We start from the raw sequence: 16,872 nt of genomic DNA, 5'->3' as shown, positions 1-16,872 counted from the left end.
TCCGCGGCGCAAATCTTCGGAGTTATTCTCCTTCCAGATATTGCTCGACGAAGTTGAGAATCGACTTGGACTGGTAAGCCTTCGCCAACCTGCAGAGGTGGTCCGCGAAGGGTCGATAGCGCTCGTCGAGCTCGGTCAAGTGCTGGGCATGTTGCGTAATGGCACGCATATCGCCGAGTCGCGCGAGGTAGTGCAGCGCTTGAATTTCCTCCGGCGGCGGCGCCTTCAAGTGGTCGGGAAGAGGCGCGGCGGCAGGTACAGCCGATGGGCCCGCTTCACTGACTTGTGCCTCTAAAGCTGCATCGATCCACTCGACATTCAGGAGCGCCGCGACGGCGGACAATAGCTGGCCGAAGTCGATCGGTTTGGCGAGAAAGGCATTTGCGCCGGCTTCCAGACTTTGCGCCGCGTCGGTTCTCGACGCGCGAGCGGAGACCGCGACGATCGGAAGATCCCGGAATTCGGCCATCTGGCGCAAGCGACGCGTGGCTTCGAGGCCGTCAGTCTCGGGCATGACCACATCCATCAGGACTAGCGCAGGATGGAGGGATTCGATTTTCTCCATCGCTTCAGATCCGTTAGCAGCTTCCGCCATGTCGAATCCGAGCGGACCGAGCATATCGACCATCACGGCGCGGTTCTCCGCCACGTCATCCACGACCAGGATAGTCTTGCGCGGCCCTTTGTAGCCGCTCACGATCCGTTCGGACGCGGCGACAGCCGCGCAAGGCGCCACCACCTCGACGTCCAGCTCGATCGAAAACGTGCTGCCTATATCGCGGCGACTTTCGACATGGATCTCGCCTCCCATCAGGCGCACGAGTTGCCGGCTAATTGCTAGCCCGAGGCCGGTACCGCCAAAGCGATGACGGTCCTCGCTGACCTGCTCGAAAGGACTGAAGATTTCCTCCAGACGCCCTTGATCTATGCCGATGCCGGTGTCCCGGACTTCGAAACATAGTCGCGTCGGCGGGGTGAAAGCGACGCGCAGACGCACGGTTCCCTGCTCGGTAAATCTGATCGCGTTCGAGAGCAGGTTGAGCAACGCCTGGCGCAACCGTATTTCGTCCACCCGCACACACGCGGGCAGATCCGGCGGCATCTCGCAAGCGAAGGCCAGGCCTTTTTCCGTGGCCTTCACCCGTATCGTCTCGGCGATAAAGGAGACGAACTGTTCGAGCGGGACGTCGGACAAATTGAGTTCCATTCGCCCGGCCTCGATTTTGGCGATATCCAGGATGTCGTCGATGAGCGTAAGCAGGTGTTCGCCGCTGCGCTGGATGACTGCCAGTCCGTCGAGCTGGTGCTGATCGAGGGTCGTGTCGCGCTTGAGGATTTGCGCGTACCCGAGAATGCCGTTGAGCGGCGTGCGTAGCTCGTGGCTCATGTGCGCCAGAAACTCGCTCTTTGCCTGGTTGGCCGCATCGGCACGCTCCTTGGCAACGGCCAGCTCCGCTGTCCGCTCGCGAATCATGTCTTCGAGGTGCTCGCGATAGCGCCGCAACTCCGCTTCGGCATGCTTTTGCTCCGTGATATCCCGTGAGATGCCGAGCAGGAACCGGGGCTCGCCGCGCACATCGACGATCGGGATTTTCATCGTGTGCAGGACGCGAAGTCCATGTCGCGTATGAACCGGCTCCTCCGGTATGTCGATCATTTGCCGCGACTCCAGCACCGCGCGATCCTTCAGCGTGAAGAAATTGGCCTCGTCGGCGGGAAACAGGTCATGGACGGAGCGGCCGAGGAGTTCCTCGCGCCGGTAGCCGAGAAGTTGCTCCGCCGCCCTGTTGAAGCGCACGAAATGCAAGGTCTCGGCCTCCTTGACGAAGACCGTGTCCGGGATGTTTTCGATGATGCTGTTAAGAAAGTTCTCGCTTTCCCGAAGCGCATCTTCGGCGTGCTGACGTTCGGCGATTTCGTCGGCCTGACCCGCTAGCGCCGTACTGAGTTCCGCCGTGCGCTGGGCGACGCGCGCCTCGAGTCCGGCGTTGAGCTCCTTTAGCGCCTGCTCGGCCTGGCGGCGTTGGCGTCGGTCTTCCAGGAACTGCTCGACAGCACGCGCCATATCGGCAATCTCGTCGCCGCCGTGCACGGGGACGCCGGCTTGCGTGTTCCCGGCATCGCCATGTCGCAGAAAATGGCTGACGCGGCGCAGGCGCGCCACGACATGGCGCCCGAGGAATTCGCGGGCGATGAGCCAGGTGAGCAACAGGCTGACAGCGAGTCCGCCGGCCACCCATTTGCGTGTGCGATCTGCGCGAGCGGCCAGATCCTGGACTGCTTCGCGGTATTCGCTCGTCAAGTCATCCGACTGCCGGTGCGCCGCGGCGGCGAGAGCGTCGGCCGCGCCGCGCAGATCCGCGTCGAGGCTGGCCAGCGACACACCCGCCGGTTGCGCCGCCGCCGAGGCGCCCCGGCGGGCGAGCGCGGTCTCGCGCACTTGCGCCTCGATGTTGACGATGTTGCGAAAGCGTTGGCTCGACCGATAAAGCGTCAGCGGGTCGACACCAGGGTCTTCGCTCGTGGTCGCCGAGGCCAGCCGGTCGACCAGGCCGTCGAACGATGCCAACTGTTCGAGCACCTGCCGATGCGTCTCGCGCACCGCTTCGACCGTATCGTCGCTGGACAGCTGCAACGCGAGGCGTTCGATCGTCAGCGTGTGCTGCACCAGATCCTGCGCATCCACGAGGCGGGCGAGCCGCTCTTCGGCCAGCTGACGGATCGAGAAGGCCGAAGTCGCCAACGAATAGATCGACGTGGCGCCGACCACGACCACCAGCGCGGCCAGGCACGAGGCAACGAGCGCAAACTGGGCGGTCAGCGATTGTGGGAATGGCAGTTTCACGGGCGTTGCCAGATCCGACGATAAATGTCGCGATAGCCGTTGTCAGGATCGTAGAGCAGGCGATCGCCGCCGTCAGCGGCGATGTTGTCCGCCGTTACGAGATGCACGGGGCTCACGTAACCCGTTACGCCTTCTCCGGCGAACAGCCGGTTCAGTTCGTCGACCAACTGCCAGCCGTGCAGATTCAGGGGTTCGGCGACGGTCCCCGTCTGGAACGTACCGGTGCGGATGCGCAGGAAGGCGGACTCGCTGCCGTCGCCGGCCGACAGCATGATCATTGCGGCGTTTGGTATGCCCGCCTGCGTCAACACCGGCACGGCGTAGTCGAAGTAGATGTCGTTGATCCCCAGCGCACAGGTCCAGCGCGGGCCGTAACGCGCGAGCAGCGCGCGTGTCGCCTCTGGCACCAGCTTCTCGCTGCGCGAGATCGCCACGTCGCGCACTTCGAGCAGGGTACAGCCGCTGCACGCACGAACCACAGCAGCCATTGCGTCCGCCTTTTCCTGTGCGATCCGGAAACCGGTATCCGTGAAGATGACGACGCCCGCATGTCCGGCCGACTGCACGATGGCCGCGAGCGCGGTCACCCGCGCAACCTCGAGCGGGTCCGTCGAGACGTTCATCGCGATGGGCGTGCCCGGCACCGGTCCGGCCCGCCCCGCCACGTGCCAGCCGACGATCGGGATGTCGCTGTCGGCAAACGGCCGCAGTGCGGGGAGCAGCGCATATGCGTCGCCCCCGGCGAGGATCAGACCGTCGGGGTGGCCTGCCAGCGCATTGGCGAGCATCTTCAGACGGAGGTCGGTCGTACCGCCGGAATCGAAGATCTTGACGCGCCAGCCTATGACCTTGGCCGCCTCCAGCACACCATCGACCACCCCGAGGATGCCGCCGTTGCGCAAATCCTCGGCGACCACCGCGATACGTTTTCCGGATTGCGCGCGCGGGCCGTTGCGCGGCCCGCTCCAGGGTGCAGCGGGTCGCGAAGCGGCGTCGACCACTCGCTTCGCCATAGCCAGGAAGTCCGTCGCGGCGACCGGCGCTGCAGTCCTGGGGGCAGGCGATAAATCCTGCGCCGTGGCCGCCGACAGCTCGCACGCGCATGCCAATGCCAGAAGGAAGCCTCTCATGCTGTCCCTCCATGGGGCTCCGTCGAGCTCCATTGGTGTCGCCCAAGCCGCTCGCGGAGCAGCTGCTGGTTAGCATATTACAACCGGGTTCCCGCGCGGCATGGGTCGTGCGCAGGTGCGCAACGTCACGCTGCCGCTGGACGTGTATGAACGGCGGGAAGTCTCGGCATCGACTTTCCCGCAGCTGCGACGAGCCTTGCGCGTCACGCGACGGCTGGCCCGCCTTCGGCAAAAGAGCGCGCGCCGGCTCGGGCCATCAAACCTCATGGCGTGTGCCGGGCTGCGCGACCGGCTCGCGCAGCCTGCGCCTTTGAGACGGCGTCGACAACATCGAATCGATATAGGTGTGCGCCCGATTTTCTCCATACCTGAACGCCTCCCGCTCAGTCAGAAAATCGAACTGTTCCGGAAAACTGACCACTTCCTGGTGCGGATTGCCGGGCAACGTCACGGTCCATGACACACGAAAACGGCGATATTTACCGCCGAGCCAATGCGTCTTCGATAGCGTGACGTTCACCTCGATATTGCAGCCGCGATACGGCGCATATTCCTGAATGGACATCGCTTTTCTCCCGCCAATGAACGGGTCGCGCCGTTCGGCCGCGACAAGTGCGCAGCCCATGGCTGTCTCCGTTATGCGTTTCGTATTGACGATGCACGTCGAGCAACGAGCGTTCCCGGCGAACCGCCGCGGCCGTAAGCGCGAGGCGGGCAGCAGCATGCGGAATGCGGAATGCTAGCGGGTTGGTACGGACCGACACGAAGGATCACAACGACCGGGCACGAGAACAGGCGCATACCGAAGCGCTGTGGTTGGGGAGCAGAGATGAGCGCGCAGGTGAATTGGACAAAGCACGCCGTTTGTCACGGCAATATTGTGATCATTGGATTAGGAAGCATCGCGAGTTCGCTGTTACCGATTCTTTTCAGACACATCGAGGTTTGCCCGGAACGCGTGACCGTGTTCTGCCCGCCCGGCAACGATACGACGATCGCTCGCGAATGCGGGCTGAGCGTCGTCGAGCAGGCGCTGTCGGAGAACAACTTCGAGGCGCTGCTCGCTGGCTACGTCAAAAGAGGCGACCTCGTGCTGAATCTGTCGGTGAACGTGTCGAGCGAATCGCTCGTGCGCTTCTGCTGGTCTCGTGGCGCGCTGTATCTCGACACATCCATCGAGCCATGGGAAGGGGAGTCGACCGATCCCGATCGTTCCGCCTCGAAGCGCAGCAACTATGCGCTTCGGGAAGCTTTGCTGGCCTTTCGCCTCGACAAGCGCGACGGTCCGACCGCCATTCTCACGCAAGGCGCTAACCCCGGACTGGCTTCGGCGTTCGTCAAACAGGCGCTGCTCGATATGGCCTCCAACAGCGGCATCGAGCCAACGGCGCTGCGCAGCTACGAGGACTGGGCTGCGCTCGCACACCGGCTGAACATCAAGGCGATTCACGTAGCGGAGCGGGACTTCCAGGTCGCCAAGTGCCGCAAGGCGCGAAACGAGTTCGTCAATACGTGGTCCGTCGACGCTTTCGTGGAAGAGGGCATGCAGCCGGCGGAACTTGGATGGGGTACGCATGAACGGCATTGGCCTGCGGACGCGCGCCGGCACGGATTCGGCAGTGATGCGGCGATCTACCTGCAACGCCCGGGACTCGCGACCCGCGTACGCAGTTGGACACCGCTCGCCGGTAGTTATCACGGGTTCCTGATTACCCACGGAGAGTCGATCTCCATCGCCGACCATCTGACACTTCGCAAGGATGGCGAAGTGATCTACCGTCCGACGGTGCACTACGCTTACCGGCCCTGCGACGATGCGTTTCTTTCAATCGACGAATTCGCCGGACGGGGCTGGCGCCTGCAGGACCATAAGCGGATCATGCGCGATGAGATCGTCGATGGCGCCGACGAACTCGGCGTGCTGTTGATGGGAAACGACAACGGAGTCTACTGGTACGGCTCCCGTCTGACCACGCCGCAAGCCCGTCGACTCGCGCCGCATAACGACGCAACCAGCCTGCAAGTGGTGGCCGGTATCCTGGCCGGCATCGTATGGGCGCTCGGGAATCCGGACGCCGGTGTAGTCGAGCCGGACGACATCGACTACCAAACCGTGATGCGGGTCGCGCGACCCTATCTGGGCGAGATGATCGGCGTCTATGATTCATGGACGCCGCTCGCGCAACGCTCGCTACTTTTCGATTCGCCCTGCGACGACGATCCCTGGCAATTTCTCAACATACGCGTTCCATAGCGAGAAGACCTTCGGAGACCGGCTTATGTCGTCACTGTTGAACAAGGAACAGGGCGTTGTCGAGGACTCGTATTACGAGGCGAGCGTCACCCGTGCGCGGCCTGGGCCACCATTGCAGGAGAAGCTCAACGCGGACGTGTGCGTGATCGGCGGTGGCTATGCGGGGCTTTCGTGTGCGCTGGAGCTAGCCGAGCGTGGCTTCGAGGTGGCATTGCTGGAGGCGCAGCGCATCGGCTGGGGGGCGTCCGGGCGTAACGGCGGGCACGCGATTGTCGGCTTCGGCGCCGAGGGTGAAGATGCGATCGAGCACCAATGTTCCCGCGAGGTCGCGCGAAGGGCGTGGGACGTGTCGCTGGAGGGCATGCGACTGCTGGAAGATCGGCTTGCGCGCTTCGGCATCGATTGCCATTATCGGCGCGGATATCTGACGCTTGCCGTCAGCGATCGGAAGGCCGAACAGCTGATGAACTGGGTGCGGCGCACGCGCGACCGCTACGACTACCCGCTCGACTGGCTGGGCCGCACGGCGCTCGGCGCTCATATAACGTCGCAGCGGTTCGCCGCGGGCGTGTACGACGCCGGGTCTGGCCATCTTCATCCGCTTCTTTATTGCCTTGGTCTGGGCGAGGCGGCGCGTCGCGCGGGCGTCAGGATTTTCGAAAATTCCGCCGTGTCGCGGCTCGATCGGGGCGCTCGGCCTGTCGTGAAGACAGCCGAGGGAGAGGTGTCGTGCGACCGTGTGGTAATGGCTGGAAACGTTTATCTAGGAGAGTTCGGCGATCATCCCGCACCGGAGATCGAAGCCCGCATCATGCCCGTGGGCACCTACATGATCGCGACGGAACCGCTTACCAGTGCGCGGGCCGACGCGCTGATGCCGGGCCGCGCCGCGGCGTCCGACAACAACCTGATACTCGATTACTTCCGGCTCAGCGCGGATCATCGTTTGCTGTTCGGTGCAGGCGAATCGTATGACGCCACCACGCCGCGCAATCTGATCGACCGCATGCGCGGACGCATGACGGGCGTTTTTCCGCAGCTCGCCGATGTGAAGATCGAATATGCATGGGGCGGCTTTGTCGACATCACGATGAACCGCGCGCCGGATCTCGGTCGTATCGGCGACAACCTCTACTATGTGCAAGGCTTCTCCGGACACGGGCTGGTGTTCGCGGGAATGGCCGGCAAGATTCTGGCGGACGCGATCGGCGGCGATGCTTCCCGCTTCGACGTATTCAGCCGCATCAGGCATCGGCGGTTTCCGGGCGGCAAGAGACTACGCACACCGGCCCTGGTTCTGGGCATGTGGTATTACAAGCTTCGTGAACTCATCTGACCGACGCGCTACCCCCATGCCCGGCCGAACGGGCTAGTCGTCAGGCGAGTCGCAGCGGACCGTCGTAGCGTTGGTTCTTTCTACCGTCAGATTGATCGATCGTAACCGTCGCGAGCGGCATCTATCGTGGTGAGAAATTCGATTGGCTCAATCATCCATCTCTCCCTACTGGATCGGCGGCACAACGCCGAGTTTTTCGGCCAGCATTCTTTCGTAGACGCCGAAGTGCAGGTCGACCTCTTCCTGCGTAACCACCGTCACGAAGATATTGATCTGGTCCAGCTGCAAGCCCAACACCGTCGCGATCGCCGCTTCCAGCTGCGGCACGCAAAGCCGATCGTCCGCGAAAGTGGTGCCGACAGAGATTTCGTAAGCCGACTCCTGCCGGAATACCACTTCGACCAGCCGCGCCCGGGCGCTCATATTGTTATCGATCGCCAGCCGGATGACTTCGGCGGCCGAGCGCATCGTCTCGGTTGGAAAACCCTTCGTTGAGCGCAACCGGATTCGGTGCCGACCAAGGGTGAGCCAGTCATGTTCGAATTCCATGAAGTCCTCGCATGGTTCGTCCGAGTGTCGTAAAAATAGTGCGCACTGAGCCGAATTCAAGATCAAAATTTTGCGCCACCCACCTTGAAATTTTCCCCGTGCATACTATTCTAAATTCCGCTCAGGCAGTCGCGCCCGCCATGCGGCGCGCTGCGTGTTTCGATTTGTTTGCCGCAGCCCGGCAGACGGACTGGAGCGCGTAGGCCGGTTCGTTTCCGTGCTGCATCCAAGGAGGAAACGATCATGAGTGACCTTTACTTCGGGGCCGATCTGTTCAGCGAGTTCGACCGTCTGCAACGGCAGATGGCGAGCCTCTTCGGCGGCTTCCCTTCCAGTATCCGTTCGGGCCGCGCCGGCGCCTTCCCGCAGATCAACATCGGTTCGACCGACGACTCGATCGAGGTCGTCGCGTTCGCGCCGGGGGTCGATCCGGCCAGGCTCGAAGTATCGCTAGACAAGGGCTTGCTGACCATCAGCGGCGAGCGCGCGAGCTCGCAACCGGAAACCCGCGGCGACGATGCGCGCACCTATGCACAGGAGCGATTCGCCGGCAGTTTCCGGCGCGTGGTCGAGCTTCCGCAAAACGCGGACCCTGGCAAGGTGAGCGCGCGGTACACCAATGGATGCCTGATGGTGAGCATCGGCAAAAGCGAGGCGTCGAAGCCGCGCGCGATCACCGTTCAGTGAGCACCGACAGAACTACGGAGGACATCATGAACGACACGACTGAACTCGCCAGAAAGGAGCAAACAGCGGTGACCCAGCGCGACGGTGAGGCGTCGCAACGCCGGATCACGTTGACGCCGCCGGTCGACATCTTCGAGGACAGCCACGGCATCACGCTGTGGGCGGATCTGCCGGGCGTGACGAGGGAGCGGCTGGAGGTCAAGGTCCACGATGGCAACCTGTACATCGAAGCCGAGGCGATGGTGCCGACCCCGGCGGAACTGCGTCTGCAGCATGCGGAGATCCGTCAGCCGCATTTCGCGCGGGCGTTCTCGATGAGCGCCGACTTCGATGCGTCGAAAATCGAAGCCAATCTGAAGGACGGCGTATTGAAGCTGACGATACCGCGCCGCGACGAAGCGCGACCGCGCCGCATCGAAGTGCGTACCGACTGAACGAGCCATCGACATCGGCTAGCACCGACGCCAGGATTACCCCGCAGCGGGTGACGATCTGGCTCGCCGGGCCGTTAGCTCAATTGGTAGAGCAGCGGACTTTTAATCCGTTGGTTACTGGTTCGAATCCGGTACGGCCCATACGAGTTCCTATCTGGCGCACACGACAGGCAATTCGCGCCTGCTTGTGAGTGCGAACTTCGTGGCGATGAAACGTCTTGTGCTCCCGGGCATCGTCCATGCTGAGTGATGTTCACGCGCGGCATCACGCGCCGTGTGACACTGCAAGGAGCAAATCATGACGACCCAGCAACAACAGCCGAAAACGCCGAAACCTGCCGACGCCGACACGGGCAACGAAGGCACGTTCGAAACGGACATTTCCGAATCCGGCGATGACGGCACGAACGTGCGGCAAGCAGAAGTCAAAGAAGAAGACCTGTCCGAAGTGAAGCCATCGCAGGAAAAGGGCGGCCAATGATGATGCGCACAGCGTCTCGCCTGTAGAACTGTCCGTCGCGTTGCCGCCCATCACTCGAGCTCGGCCTTCACGAACCTCGCCATGAAGGTGCGGGTCGTGCCATCGGGAAACAGCACCGCGACCTGCTCGTCGGTTGAAAACACCACGTGGCCCGAGCCGTATTTGCGCACGCGGACTGCGTCGCCGCGGCCGAAGCGCGCCTTTGTGCTGGCGTGGCGCGGCGGCCGTTTATCGTCGGCGGCGGTTCGTTGCGCTTCGAGCGTCGCTGTGAGCGGGTTCAGGCAGTTGTCGCAAGTGCCGCAACGCTCGAATCCCTGCGCATCGCCGAAATATTCGAGCATCACGCGCCATCGGCAGCCGCCGGTTTGCGCGTAATCGATGATCTGCTGGAGTGCATCTCGATCGCGGGTCGCGAGCTGCGCATAGCGTTCGACCGCGGCCTCGATCGCGCTGTCCTCGGCGCTATCGCGTCCACGCCCGGGGCCGCGCTCGCGTAGCCGATACCGCTGTAGGCGGCTGCGCGATACGTGCCCCGAGTCGGTCAGCATCTTCAGCGCCACGGCGAGCTTGTTGCGGCCCACGTCCGGCACCGCGTCGAGCAGCTCGCGCGCGGTCACGCCAGGAGCGGGCGCTTTCGCGCGCTGCGCGAGCGCGTCGCAGATCCGCCGCAGCAGCGCAGCATCGGGATAGCGGCCCAGCGCGAGAAACTGCTGCACGCGCCGATCGTTCAGATCGAATAGCAGCTCGCAGCGCGCAACCTTGCCGTCGCGTCCCGCGCGTCCGCTTTCCTGGTAATACGCATCGATGCTGCCGGGAATCTGGTAATGGACGACGAAGCGGATATCGGGAATATCGACGCCCATCCCGAACGCGTTGGTTGCGATCATCACGCGCACGTCGCCCGACACGAAACGCTCCTGCGCATCGTGCCGCTCGCGTGCGGACATGCGGCCGTGATAGCAGGCGGCGGCAACTTCCCAGCTGCGCACCGTCGCCGCGAGTCGTTCGGCTTCGCGCACGGTCGCCGTGTAGACGATGCCTCGGCCGGATCCGCTCGCGAGCAGCGTACGCAACGCGGCCGTCTTCGCCTCTCTCGCGCGCGTCGATGCCCGCTGTCGACCGCCACCCACCGACACCTGCGTCACTCGATAGTGAAGGTGGTCGCGATACACACCGGTGTTCACGATGCGCGGCTCGTGAAGCCCGAGCGAGCGCACGATGTCCTCGCGGATGTCGGGCGTCGCCGTCGCGGTCAGCGCGAGGATCGGCGGCCTGCCGAGCGCGTTGACCGCATCGACGATGCGCAGGAACGCCGGGCGAAAATCGTGGCCCCACTGCGATACGCAGTGCGCCTCATCGACGACCACGAGCTTGATGCGCTGGCGCGAGCCCGCCTGCAATGCGTCGAGCAGCTCGGACCGCGTCAGCTGCTCGGGCGTGACGAACACGATACCGCGGCGCATGCCGCACAACGCGTCGTAAGTCTCGCGCAGCTCGGCAGCCGGCACCGCGCTATTGATCCGCCAGGCGTCGATGCCGGCCTCGCGCAGCTTGTCGAACTGGTCTTTCATCAGTGCGATCAGCGGCGATACGACGAGCGTCCAACCGTCGAGGTGCAACGCCGGCAACTGGTAGCACAGCGATTTGCCGGCCCCCGTGGGCATCACCGCGAGCGTGTCGCGCTGTTCGAGCACGCTGCGGACGATCTCCCGTTGGCCGGGGCGCAGCCGGCTGATGCCGAACACCTCACGCAGCGTCCTGCGCATCGCGTTCAGACGGGCAGACATGTCGCGCGTGGTGTCGGTGTCAGTCATGAAGATCGGGAACGCCGGTTGGCCTGGGGTGCAGCTAGTCAGCCAGCGACGTAGCAACCACCGTACCTCGACGGGGACACGGGCGGGCTCGCGCCGTGCTCGTACCTGCTGACGTGACATGGGCAATCCCCGGACCGTGCGGCAGATCGGAACGAGCGGCGCGACGAGTGGCTCGGTATGGGGTTTGCTCGACGGGGGAACCTGGTCGATCCAGGAACCGCATGAATGACCGCACAACGGATTCCCCATCCGGCGAAGCGGAAGTCGTCGCTGCGCGCGGAACCACGAGAACACCGGGCAGTCGCGCGGTCGGACAGGATCTGACGGACGCTAACGCCATCGAGCATCGGAGGTGAATGATGAAGGCAGTCGTTTTTCATGGGATCGGCGATATCCGGCTCGACAACGTGCCGGACCCGCAATTGCAGCAGCCGAGCGACGCGCTCGTGCGACTCACGTCGAGCGCGATTTGCGGCACGGACCTGCACATGGTGCGCGGCACGCTCGGCGAGATGGAGCCCGGTACGATCCTCGGGCACGAGGGACTCGGCATCGTCGAGGAAGTAGGGCGCTCGGTGCGCAATCTGCGTCAGGGCGACCGCGTGCTGATCCCTTCAACGATCTCGTGCGGTTTCTGCTCGTATTGCCGCGCCGGTTATACCGCCCAATGCGATACCGCGAATCCGCATGGGCCGGCGGCCGGCACCGCATTTTTTGGCGGTCCGAAATCGACTGGGCCGTTTCAGGGTTTGCAGGCACAGTTCGCGCGCGCGCCGCTCGCGAACGCGAGCCTGATCCGGTTGCCCGACGAGATCGACGACGACCGCGCAATCATGCTGTCGGATATTTTTCCGACCGGCTATTTCGGCGCACAACTGGCGGGCATTCATACCGGCGATACGGTCGCGGTGTTCGGCGCGGGACCTGTCGGGCAATTCGCGATCGCGAGCGCGAAGCTGATGGGCGCGGGCCGGGTGTTGGTGGTCGATCGCGTTGCTTCCCGGCTCGACATGGCGTGCGCACAAGGGGCCGAAGTGATCAACTTCGACGACGAAGACCCGGTCGACATGATCCTGCAACTGACCGGTGGCATCGGCGTGGACCGCGTGATCGACGCGGTCGGCGTCGATGCGGTGCGCGCGGAGCACGGACCCGCCGCACAGAAAGCGAAGGGCGAGCAGAAGCAGTTCGATCAGGAGGTCAGGGAGATCGCGCCGCAAACGAGGCCCGACGGGGACAACTGGCAGCCCGGCAGTGGTCCGTCGCAGGTATTGCAGTGGGCAGTGCGCGCCGTCGCGAAGGCGGGCACGGTGGCGATCATCGGTGTATATCCGCCGACCGATCGGGTGTTTCCGATCGGCGAGGCGATGAACCGCAACCTGGTGCTGCGCATGGGCAACTGCAACCATCGCGCGGTGACGCCGCGGTTGATCGAACTCGTACGCAACGGCACCTTCGATCCGCTCGCGGTGTTGACCCAGCGCGAGCCGCTAGTCGATGCAATCGCGGCGTACCGCGAGTTCGACCGGCGGGAGCCTGGTTGGATCAAGGTGAAGCTGGTGCCTTGACTAGCATTCGAGCATGAGAAATCCGGCTCAACTGATTCTCCGTCGCGGGACCGTCGATATCGCTGGACCCATCTGACCATGGCTCCTCATTCCAACTCGCTCGATGCGCGAAAGCTCACGGCTGCGCTCGCTTGCTGCGTGGCCGAAGCAGCTCGCGCACAGCCTTCGCCACAGGATGCGCTGCATCCGGCCGGCATCCAGGCCGCGCACATCGTGCGGCTGTGGAACCTGTCGTTGATCGTATGCGGAGCGGTATTCGCCGCTGTTCTATTAGCGGTGTTGATTGCACTGGTGCGCCGGACCGACAGAGGCACCAATACAGAAGGGGACCAGCACCCGCCGCTCGCTAGCCCGAGCGAACGCGGACCGCAACGCGTGGTAGCCGCAGTCAGTATCGCCTCGGTCGCGCTGTTGCTCGGGCTGATCGTCGCCGACGTGTTGACGGATCGCGCACTGTCACGCTTACCCGTCGACAACGCGTTGCACCTCCAAGTCACCGGCGAGCAGTGGTGGTGGAAAGTCGACTATCCCGGCGATGCCCAGCAGCCGGGGTTTTCGACCGCGAACGAATTTCACGTGCCCGCGGGACGCCCGGTGATCATCGCGCTGAAGACGACCGATGTAATCCACAGCTTCTGGATGCCGAATTTGCACGGCAAGAAGGACATGCTGCCGGGCATCGATTCGACGATCGAATTCCGCGTCGATCAACCCGGCATTTATCGCGGCCAGTGCGCCGAATATTGCGGCGCCCAGCATGCATGGATGGCAATGTTCGTGACCGCCGACACGCCCGAAAAATACGCGCAGTGGCGCGCACAGCAGGCCACGCCCGCCGTGACCGAGGCGCTCAGTCCGTCCAGTGCGCTCGTGCAACGCGGTCTGCGGATCTTCGAGCAGTCCAGCTGTGCGAACTGCCATACGGTGCGGGGCACGTCGGCGCGGGGCACGCTCGGCCCAGACCTGACGCACCTGATGAGCCGGCGGACGATCGCGGCAGGCGTTCTGCCGAACACGCAGGAGAACCTCGCGGCGTGGATCCGCGACCCGAACGCGACGAAGCCGGGCACGACGATGCCGACCGTGCCGCTCGCCGCATCCGACCGGCAAGCGCTGGTCGCCTGGCTCGGAACGCTACGATGAGCACGCTCGAACGCCCGCCCGTCTTGCACGTCGACCTTGCGATCAAGGACGGACCCGACGCGCCCGCCGACACGCGCGCGCTGCTCGCCGACACGTGGCGCGATCCGCCGGGCGTGATTGGCTGGTTCTCAGCGATCAACCATAAAACGATCGCGCGGCGGTTCATCGTCACGACGTTCGCGTTCTTCCTGCTGGCAGGCTTGCTCGCGCTCGCGATGCGCACGCAACTCGCGCGACCGAACAACCGCCTCGTCGGTCCCGACCTCTACGACCAGCTGTTCACGATGCACGGCACGACGATGATGTTCCTGTTCGCCGTGCCGGTGATGCAGGCGGTCGCCGGCTACCTGATTCCGCTGATGATCGGTGCGCGCAGCGTCGCATTTCCGCGTATGAACGCGTACGCGTACTGGGTGTTCCTGTTCGGCGGACTGACGCTCTACATCGCGTTCGCGATCGGTGCGGGGCCGCGCTCGGGCTGGTTCAGCTACGTGCCGCTGGCGGGCCCGGACTATGCGACCGGAAAGGGCTCCGACATCTGGGCGCAGATGATCACGTTCACCGAGCTGTCCGCGCTGCTCGAAGCGATCGTACTGATCGCGACCATTCTGAAGATGCGCGCGCCCGGCATGTCGCTGAACCGGTTGCCTTTGTTCGCGTGGGCGACGCTCGTCACGCAGTTCATGGTGCTGTTCGCCATGCCTGCCATCATGCTCGCAAGCACGGCGCTGATCCTGGACCGGCTGGTGAGCACGCAGTTTTACAACCCGTCGCTCGGCGGCGACGTGCTGCTGTGGCAACACCTTTTCTGGTTCTTCGGACACCCGGAGGTGTACCTGATCTTCATTCCGGCGCTCGGCTTCATGTCGTCGATCATCGAGACGTTTTCGCGCCGGCCGGTGGTCGGCTATCCGGCGATGGTGCTCGCGCTGATCGCGACCGGATTCCTTGCGTTCGGACTTTGGGTGCATCACATGTTCGCGACCACGGTGCCCGAACTGGGCAAGAGTTTCTTTACGGCGGCGAGCGTGCTGATCGCGGTACCGTCGGGCATCCAGATCTATTGCTGGCTCGCGACGCTATTGACCGGCAAGCTCAGGCTCCGCGCGCCGATGCTGTTCGTGCTCGCGTTCTTCTTCATTCTCGTGCTGGGCGGCATGACCGGCATCATGCTCGGCTCCGTCTCGCTGGATCTGCAGGTGCACGATACTTACTTCGTGGTCGCGCATCTGCACTACGTGCTGATCGGCGGCGCGGTGTTTCCGCTGTTCGGCGCGTTCTACTACTGGTTTCCCAAGATCACCGGACGCATGCTCGGGGAGCGCCTCGGGCGCTGGCACTTCTGGCTGTTCTTCATCGGCTTTAACGTGACCTTCTTCCCGATGCACTGGCTTGGACTGCATGGGATGACGCGGCGCATCTGGACTTATCCCGCCGGGCTCGGCTGGGGAACGATGAATCTGGGGGCGACGCTCGGCGCGTATCTGATGGGCGTCGGCGTCCTGCTGTTCCTCGTCAACGTGGTACGCAGCCGCCGGCGGGGCGCCGCTGCGCCGGCCGATCCGTGGGGCGGCGGCACGCTCGAATGGAACGTACCGAGCCCGCCGCCGCCGCACAACTTCGACGTGCTGCCGATCGTGCATGGCCGCCATCCGCTGTGGGAGCCGACGCAGCAGCCGGCGTCGGTGTCGGGCCTCACTGCCGGCGCGCGCGAGGTGCTGACGACGAGCGCGCTCGATGCGATTGCCGAAACCCGCCCGCTGTTTCCGACGCCGTCGATCTGGCCGTTTGTGAGCGCTGTCGCGACGACGATCTTCTTCATAGGCTCGATTTTCACACCGACGGCCGTATGGTGGGGCACCGTCCCGGTCGCCGCGGCGATGATCGTGTGGTTCTGGCCGACGCGGGCGAGTAATGCGCTGGCGCGCGCGCTGGAGCGCTGGCCGTCGCCGCGCGCCGGTGCAGCGCACCACGAAGCGCCGCACATCCGCGCGCTCGCCGGGTCGGATGATGCGCCGGCGCGCGCCGTCTCGACCCTCGACGTGCGCGCGCTGCCGAGCTTCGACTTCAGCCATCGCAGCCTGATGTGGTGGGCGACCGCGGGTCTGATGGCGATCGAAGGCACCGTGTTCGCGATCGCGGTCGCGATGTACTTCTATCTGCGCGGCGTGAACGCGGCGTGGCCGATGCACGCGCCGCCGCCCGCGCTGCTGTGGGGCACGCTGAACACGGTGGTCCTGTTGCTGAGCCTCGTGCCGAACCAGCTCGCAAAGCGCGCGGCGGAGCGTGGCGAACGGGCTCGCGCATGCCTGTGGCTCAGCGTTTGTCTCGCATTCGCGCTGGCTTTCCTCGTGCTGCGCGGCTTCGAGTTCACGGCGCTGAACGTGATGTGGTACGCGAACGCTTACGGGTCGATCGTCTGGTTGCTGCTCGGGCTGCATACCACGCACCTCGTGACCGATACCGTCGATACCGCGGTGCTCGCGCTGTTGCTGAAGATCGGTCCATTCGAAGGCAAACGGCTGCTCGACACCAGCGAGAACGCGATCTACTGGTACTTCGTCGTGTTGAGCTGGCTGCCGATCTATGCGGTGCTGTACCTGGCGCCGCGCATGCACGGCTGATTCGTGA

13 protein-coding genes and 1 tRNA gene are annotated in these 16,872 nt (G+C 64.1%); 9 read left to right on the top strand and 5 right to left on the bottom strand.

What is annotated here, in order from left to right:
• Positions 1 to 22: 22 nt before the first annotated feature.
• From QFZ94_RS34075 to QFZ94_RS34065, 3 genes are all read right to left on the bottom strand, one after another.
• Positions 23 to 2,845, bottom strand: coding sequence for an ATP-binding protein (locus tag QFZ94_RS34075; RefSeq protein ID WP_429462421.1), 2,823 nt, complete (start codon positions 2,843 to 2,845; stop codon positions 23 to 25).
• Positions 2,842 to 3,975 (bottom strand): substrate-binding domain-containing protein, encoded by a 1,134-nt coding sequence (locus QFZ94_RS34070; protein ID WP_429463610.1) that lies wholly within the window; start codon positions 3,973 to 3,975, stop codon positions 2,842 to 2,844. The genes QFZ94_RS34075 and QFZ94_RS34070 overlap by 4 nt, the downstream gene beginning before the upstream one ends.
• Positions 3,976 to 4,231: 256 nt before the next feature.
• A complete protein-coding gene (locus QFZ94_RS34065) occupies positions 4,232 to 4,699 on the bottom strand; it encodes a hypothetical protein (protein ID WP_368586419.1) in 468 nt (155 codons plus the stop codon).
• A 105-nt stretch (positions 4,700 to 4,804) separates the two neighbouring features.
• Between QFZ94_RS34065 and QFZ94_RS34060 the strand changes: the two genes are divergently transcribed.
• Complete coding sequence (locus QFZ94_RS34060; protein WP_429462419.1) at positions 4,805 to 6,229, top strand: homospermidine synthase; 1,425 nt, start codon at positions 4,805 to 4,807, stop codon at positions 6,227 to 6,229.
• Between the two features lie 25 nt (positions 6,230 to 6,254).
• Positions 6,255 to 7,565 (top strand): NAD(P)/FAD-dependent oxidoreductase, encoded by a 1,311-nt coding sequence (locus QFZ94_RS34055; protein ID WP_429462417.1) that lies wholly within the window; start codon positions 6,255 to 6,257, stop codon positions 7,563 to 7,565.
• A gap of 165 nt (positions 7,566 to 7,730) precedes the next feature.
• Here the strand turns inward: QFZ94_RS34055 and QFZ94_RS34050 are convergent, their stop codons facing one another.
• Positions 7,731 to 8,114 carry a hypothetical protein gene (locus QFZ94_RS34050; RefSeq protein ID WP_368586416.1) on the bottom strand — a complete coding sequence of 128 codons (384 nt, stop codon included), beginning with the start codon at positions 8,112 to 8,114 and terminating at the stop codon, positions 7,731 to 7,733.
• Between the two features lie 243 nt (positions 8,115 to 8,357).
• On the opposite strand from QFZ94_RS34050, the gene QFZ94_RS34045 reads away from it, so the two are divergent.
• The 4 genes from QFZ94_RS34045 to QFZ94_RS34030 all read left to right on the top strand — a co-directional run bounded on the left by QFZ94_RS34045 (position 8,358) and on the right by QFZ94_RS34030 (position 9,716).
• Entirely contained in the window at positions 8,358 to 8,801 is a 444-nt protein-coding gene (locus QFZ94_RS34045; protein ID WP_368586415.1) for an Hsp20/alpha crystallin family protein, read from the top strand.
• Between the two features lie 26 nt (positions 8,802 to 8,827).
• Positions 8,828 to 9,235, top strand: coding sequence for an Hsp20/alpha crystallin family protein (locus QFZ94_RS34040; protein WP_429462414.1), 408 nt, complete (start codon positions 8,828 to 8,830; stop codon positions 9,233 to 9,235).
• A gap of 68 nt (positions 9,236 to 9,303) precedes the next feature.
• A tRNA-Lys gene (locus QFZ94_RS34035) sits at positions 9,304 to 9,376 on the top strand.
• 157 nt (positions 9,377 to 9,533) lie between these two features.
• Entirely contained in the window at positions 9,534 to 9,716 is a 183-nt protein-coding gene (locus QFZ94_RS34030; RefSeq protein WP_368592935.1) for a hypothetical protein, read from the top strand.
• 50 nt (positions 9,717 to 9,766) lie between these two features.
• On the opposite strand, the gene QFZ94_RS34025 is transcribed toward QFZ94_RS34030, so the two are convergent.
• The gene (locus tag QFZ94_RS34025; protein ID WP_429462411.1) at positions 9,767 to 11,530 is read right to left on the bottom strand and encodes a RecQ family ATP-dependent DNA helicase; all 1,764 of its coding nucleotides are present in this window, start codon (positions 11,528 to 11,530) and stop codon (positions 9,767 to 9,769) included.
• Positions 11,531 to 11,889: 359 nt separating this feature from the next.
• On the opposite strand from QFZ94_RS34025, the gene QFZ94_RS34020 reads away from it, so the two are divergent.
• From QFZ94_RS34020 to ctaD, 3 genes are all read left to right on the top strand, one after another.
• Entirely contained in the window at positions 11,890 to 13,098 is a 1,209-nt protein-coding gene (locus tag QFZ94_RS34020; protein ID WP_429462409.1) for a zinc-dependent alcohol dehydrogenase, read from the top strand.
• Positions 13,099 to 13,176: 78 nt separating this feature from the next.
• A complete protein-coding gene (gene coxB / locus QFZ94_RS34015; protein WP_429462407.1) occupies positions 13,177 to 14,241 on the top strand; it encodes a cytochrome c oxidase subunit II in 1,065 nt (354 codons plus the stop codon).
• Positions 14,238 to 16,865 carry a cytochrome c oxidase subunit I gene (gene ctaD, locus QFZ94_RS34010; RefSeq protein WP_429462405.1) on the top strand — a complete coding sequence of 876 codons (2,628 nt, stop codon included), beginning with the start codon at positions 14,238 to 14,240 and terminating at the stop codon, positions 16,863 to 16,865. The genes coxB and ctaD overlap by 4 nt, the downstream gene beginning before the upstream one ends.
• Positions 16,866 to 16,872: the final 7 nt, after the last annotated feature.

This window comes from Paraburkholderia sp. JPY465 (assembly GCF_050436725.1).
Taxonomy (GTDB): domain Bacteria; phylum Pseudomonadota; class Gammaproteobacteria; order Burkholderiales; family Burkholderiaceae; genus Paraburkholderia; species Paraburkholderia youngii.
The sequence above is the reverse complement of the archived record's forward strand: the minus strand, read 5'-3'. Positions and strand labels throughout refer to the sequence as shown.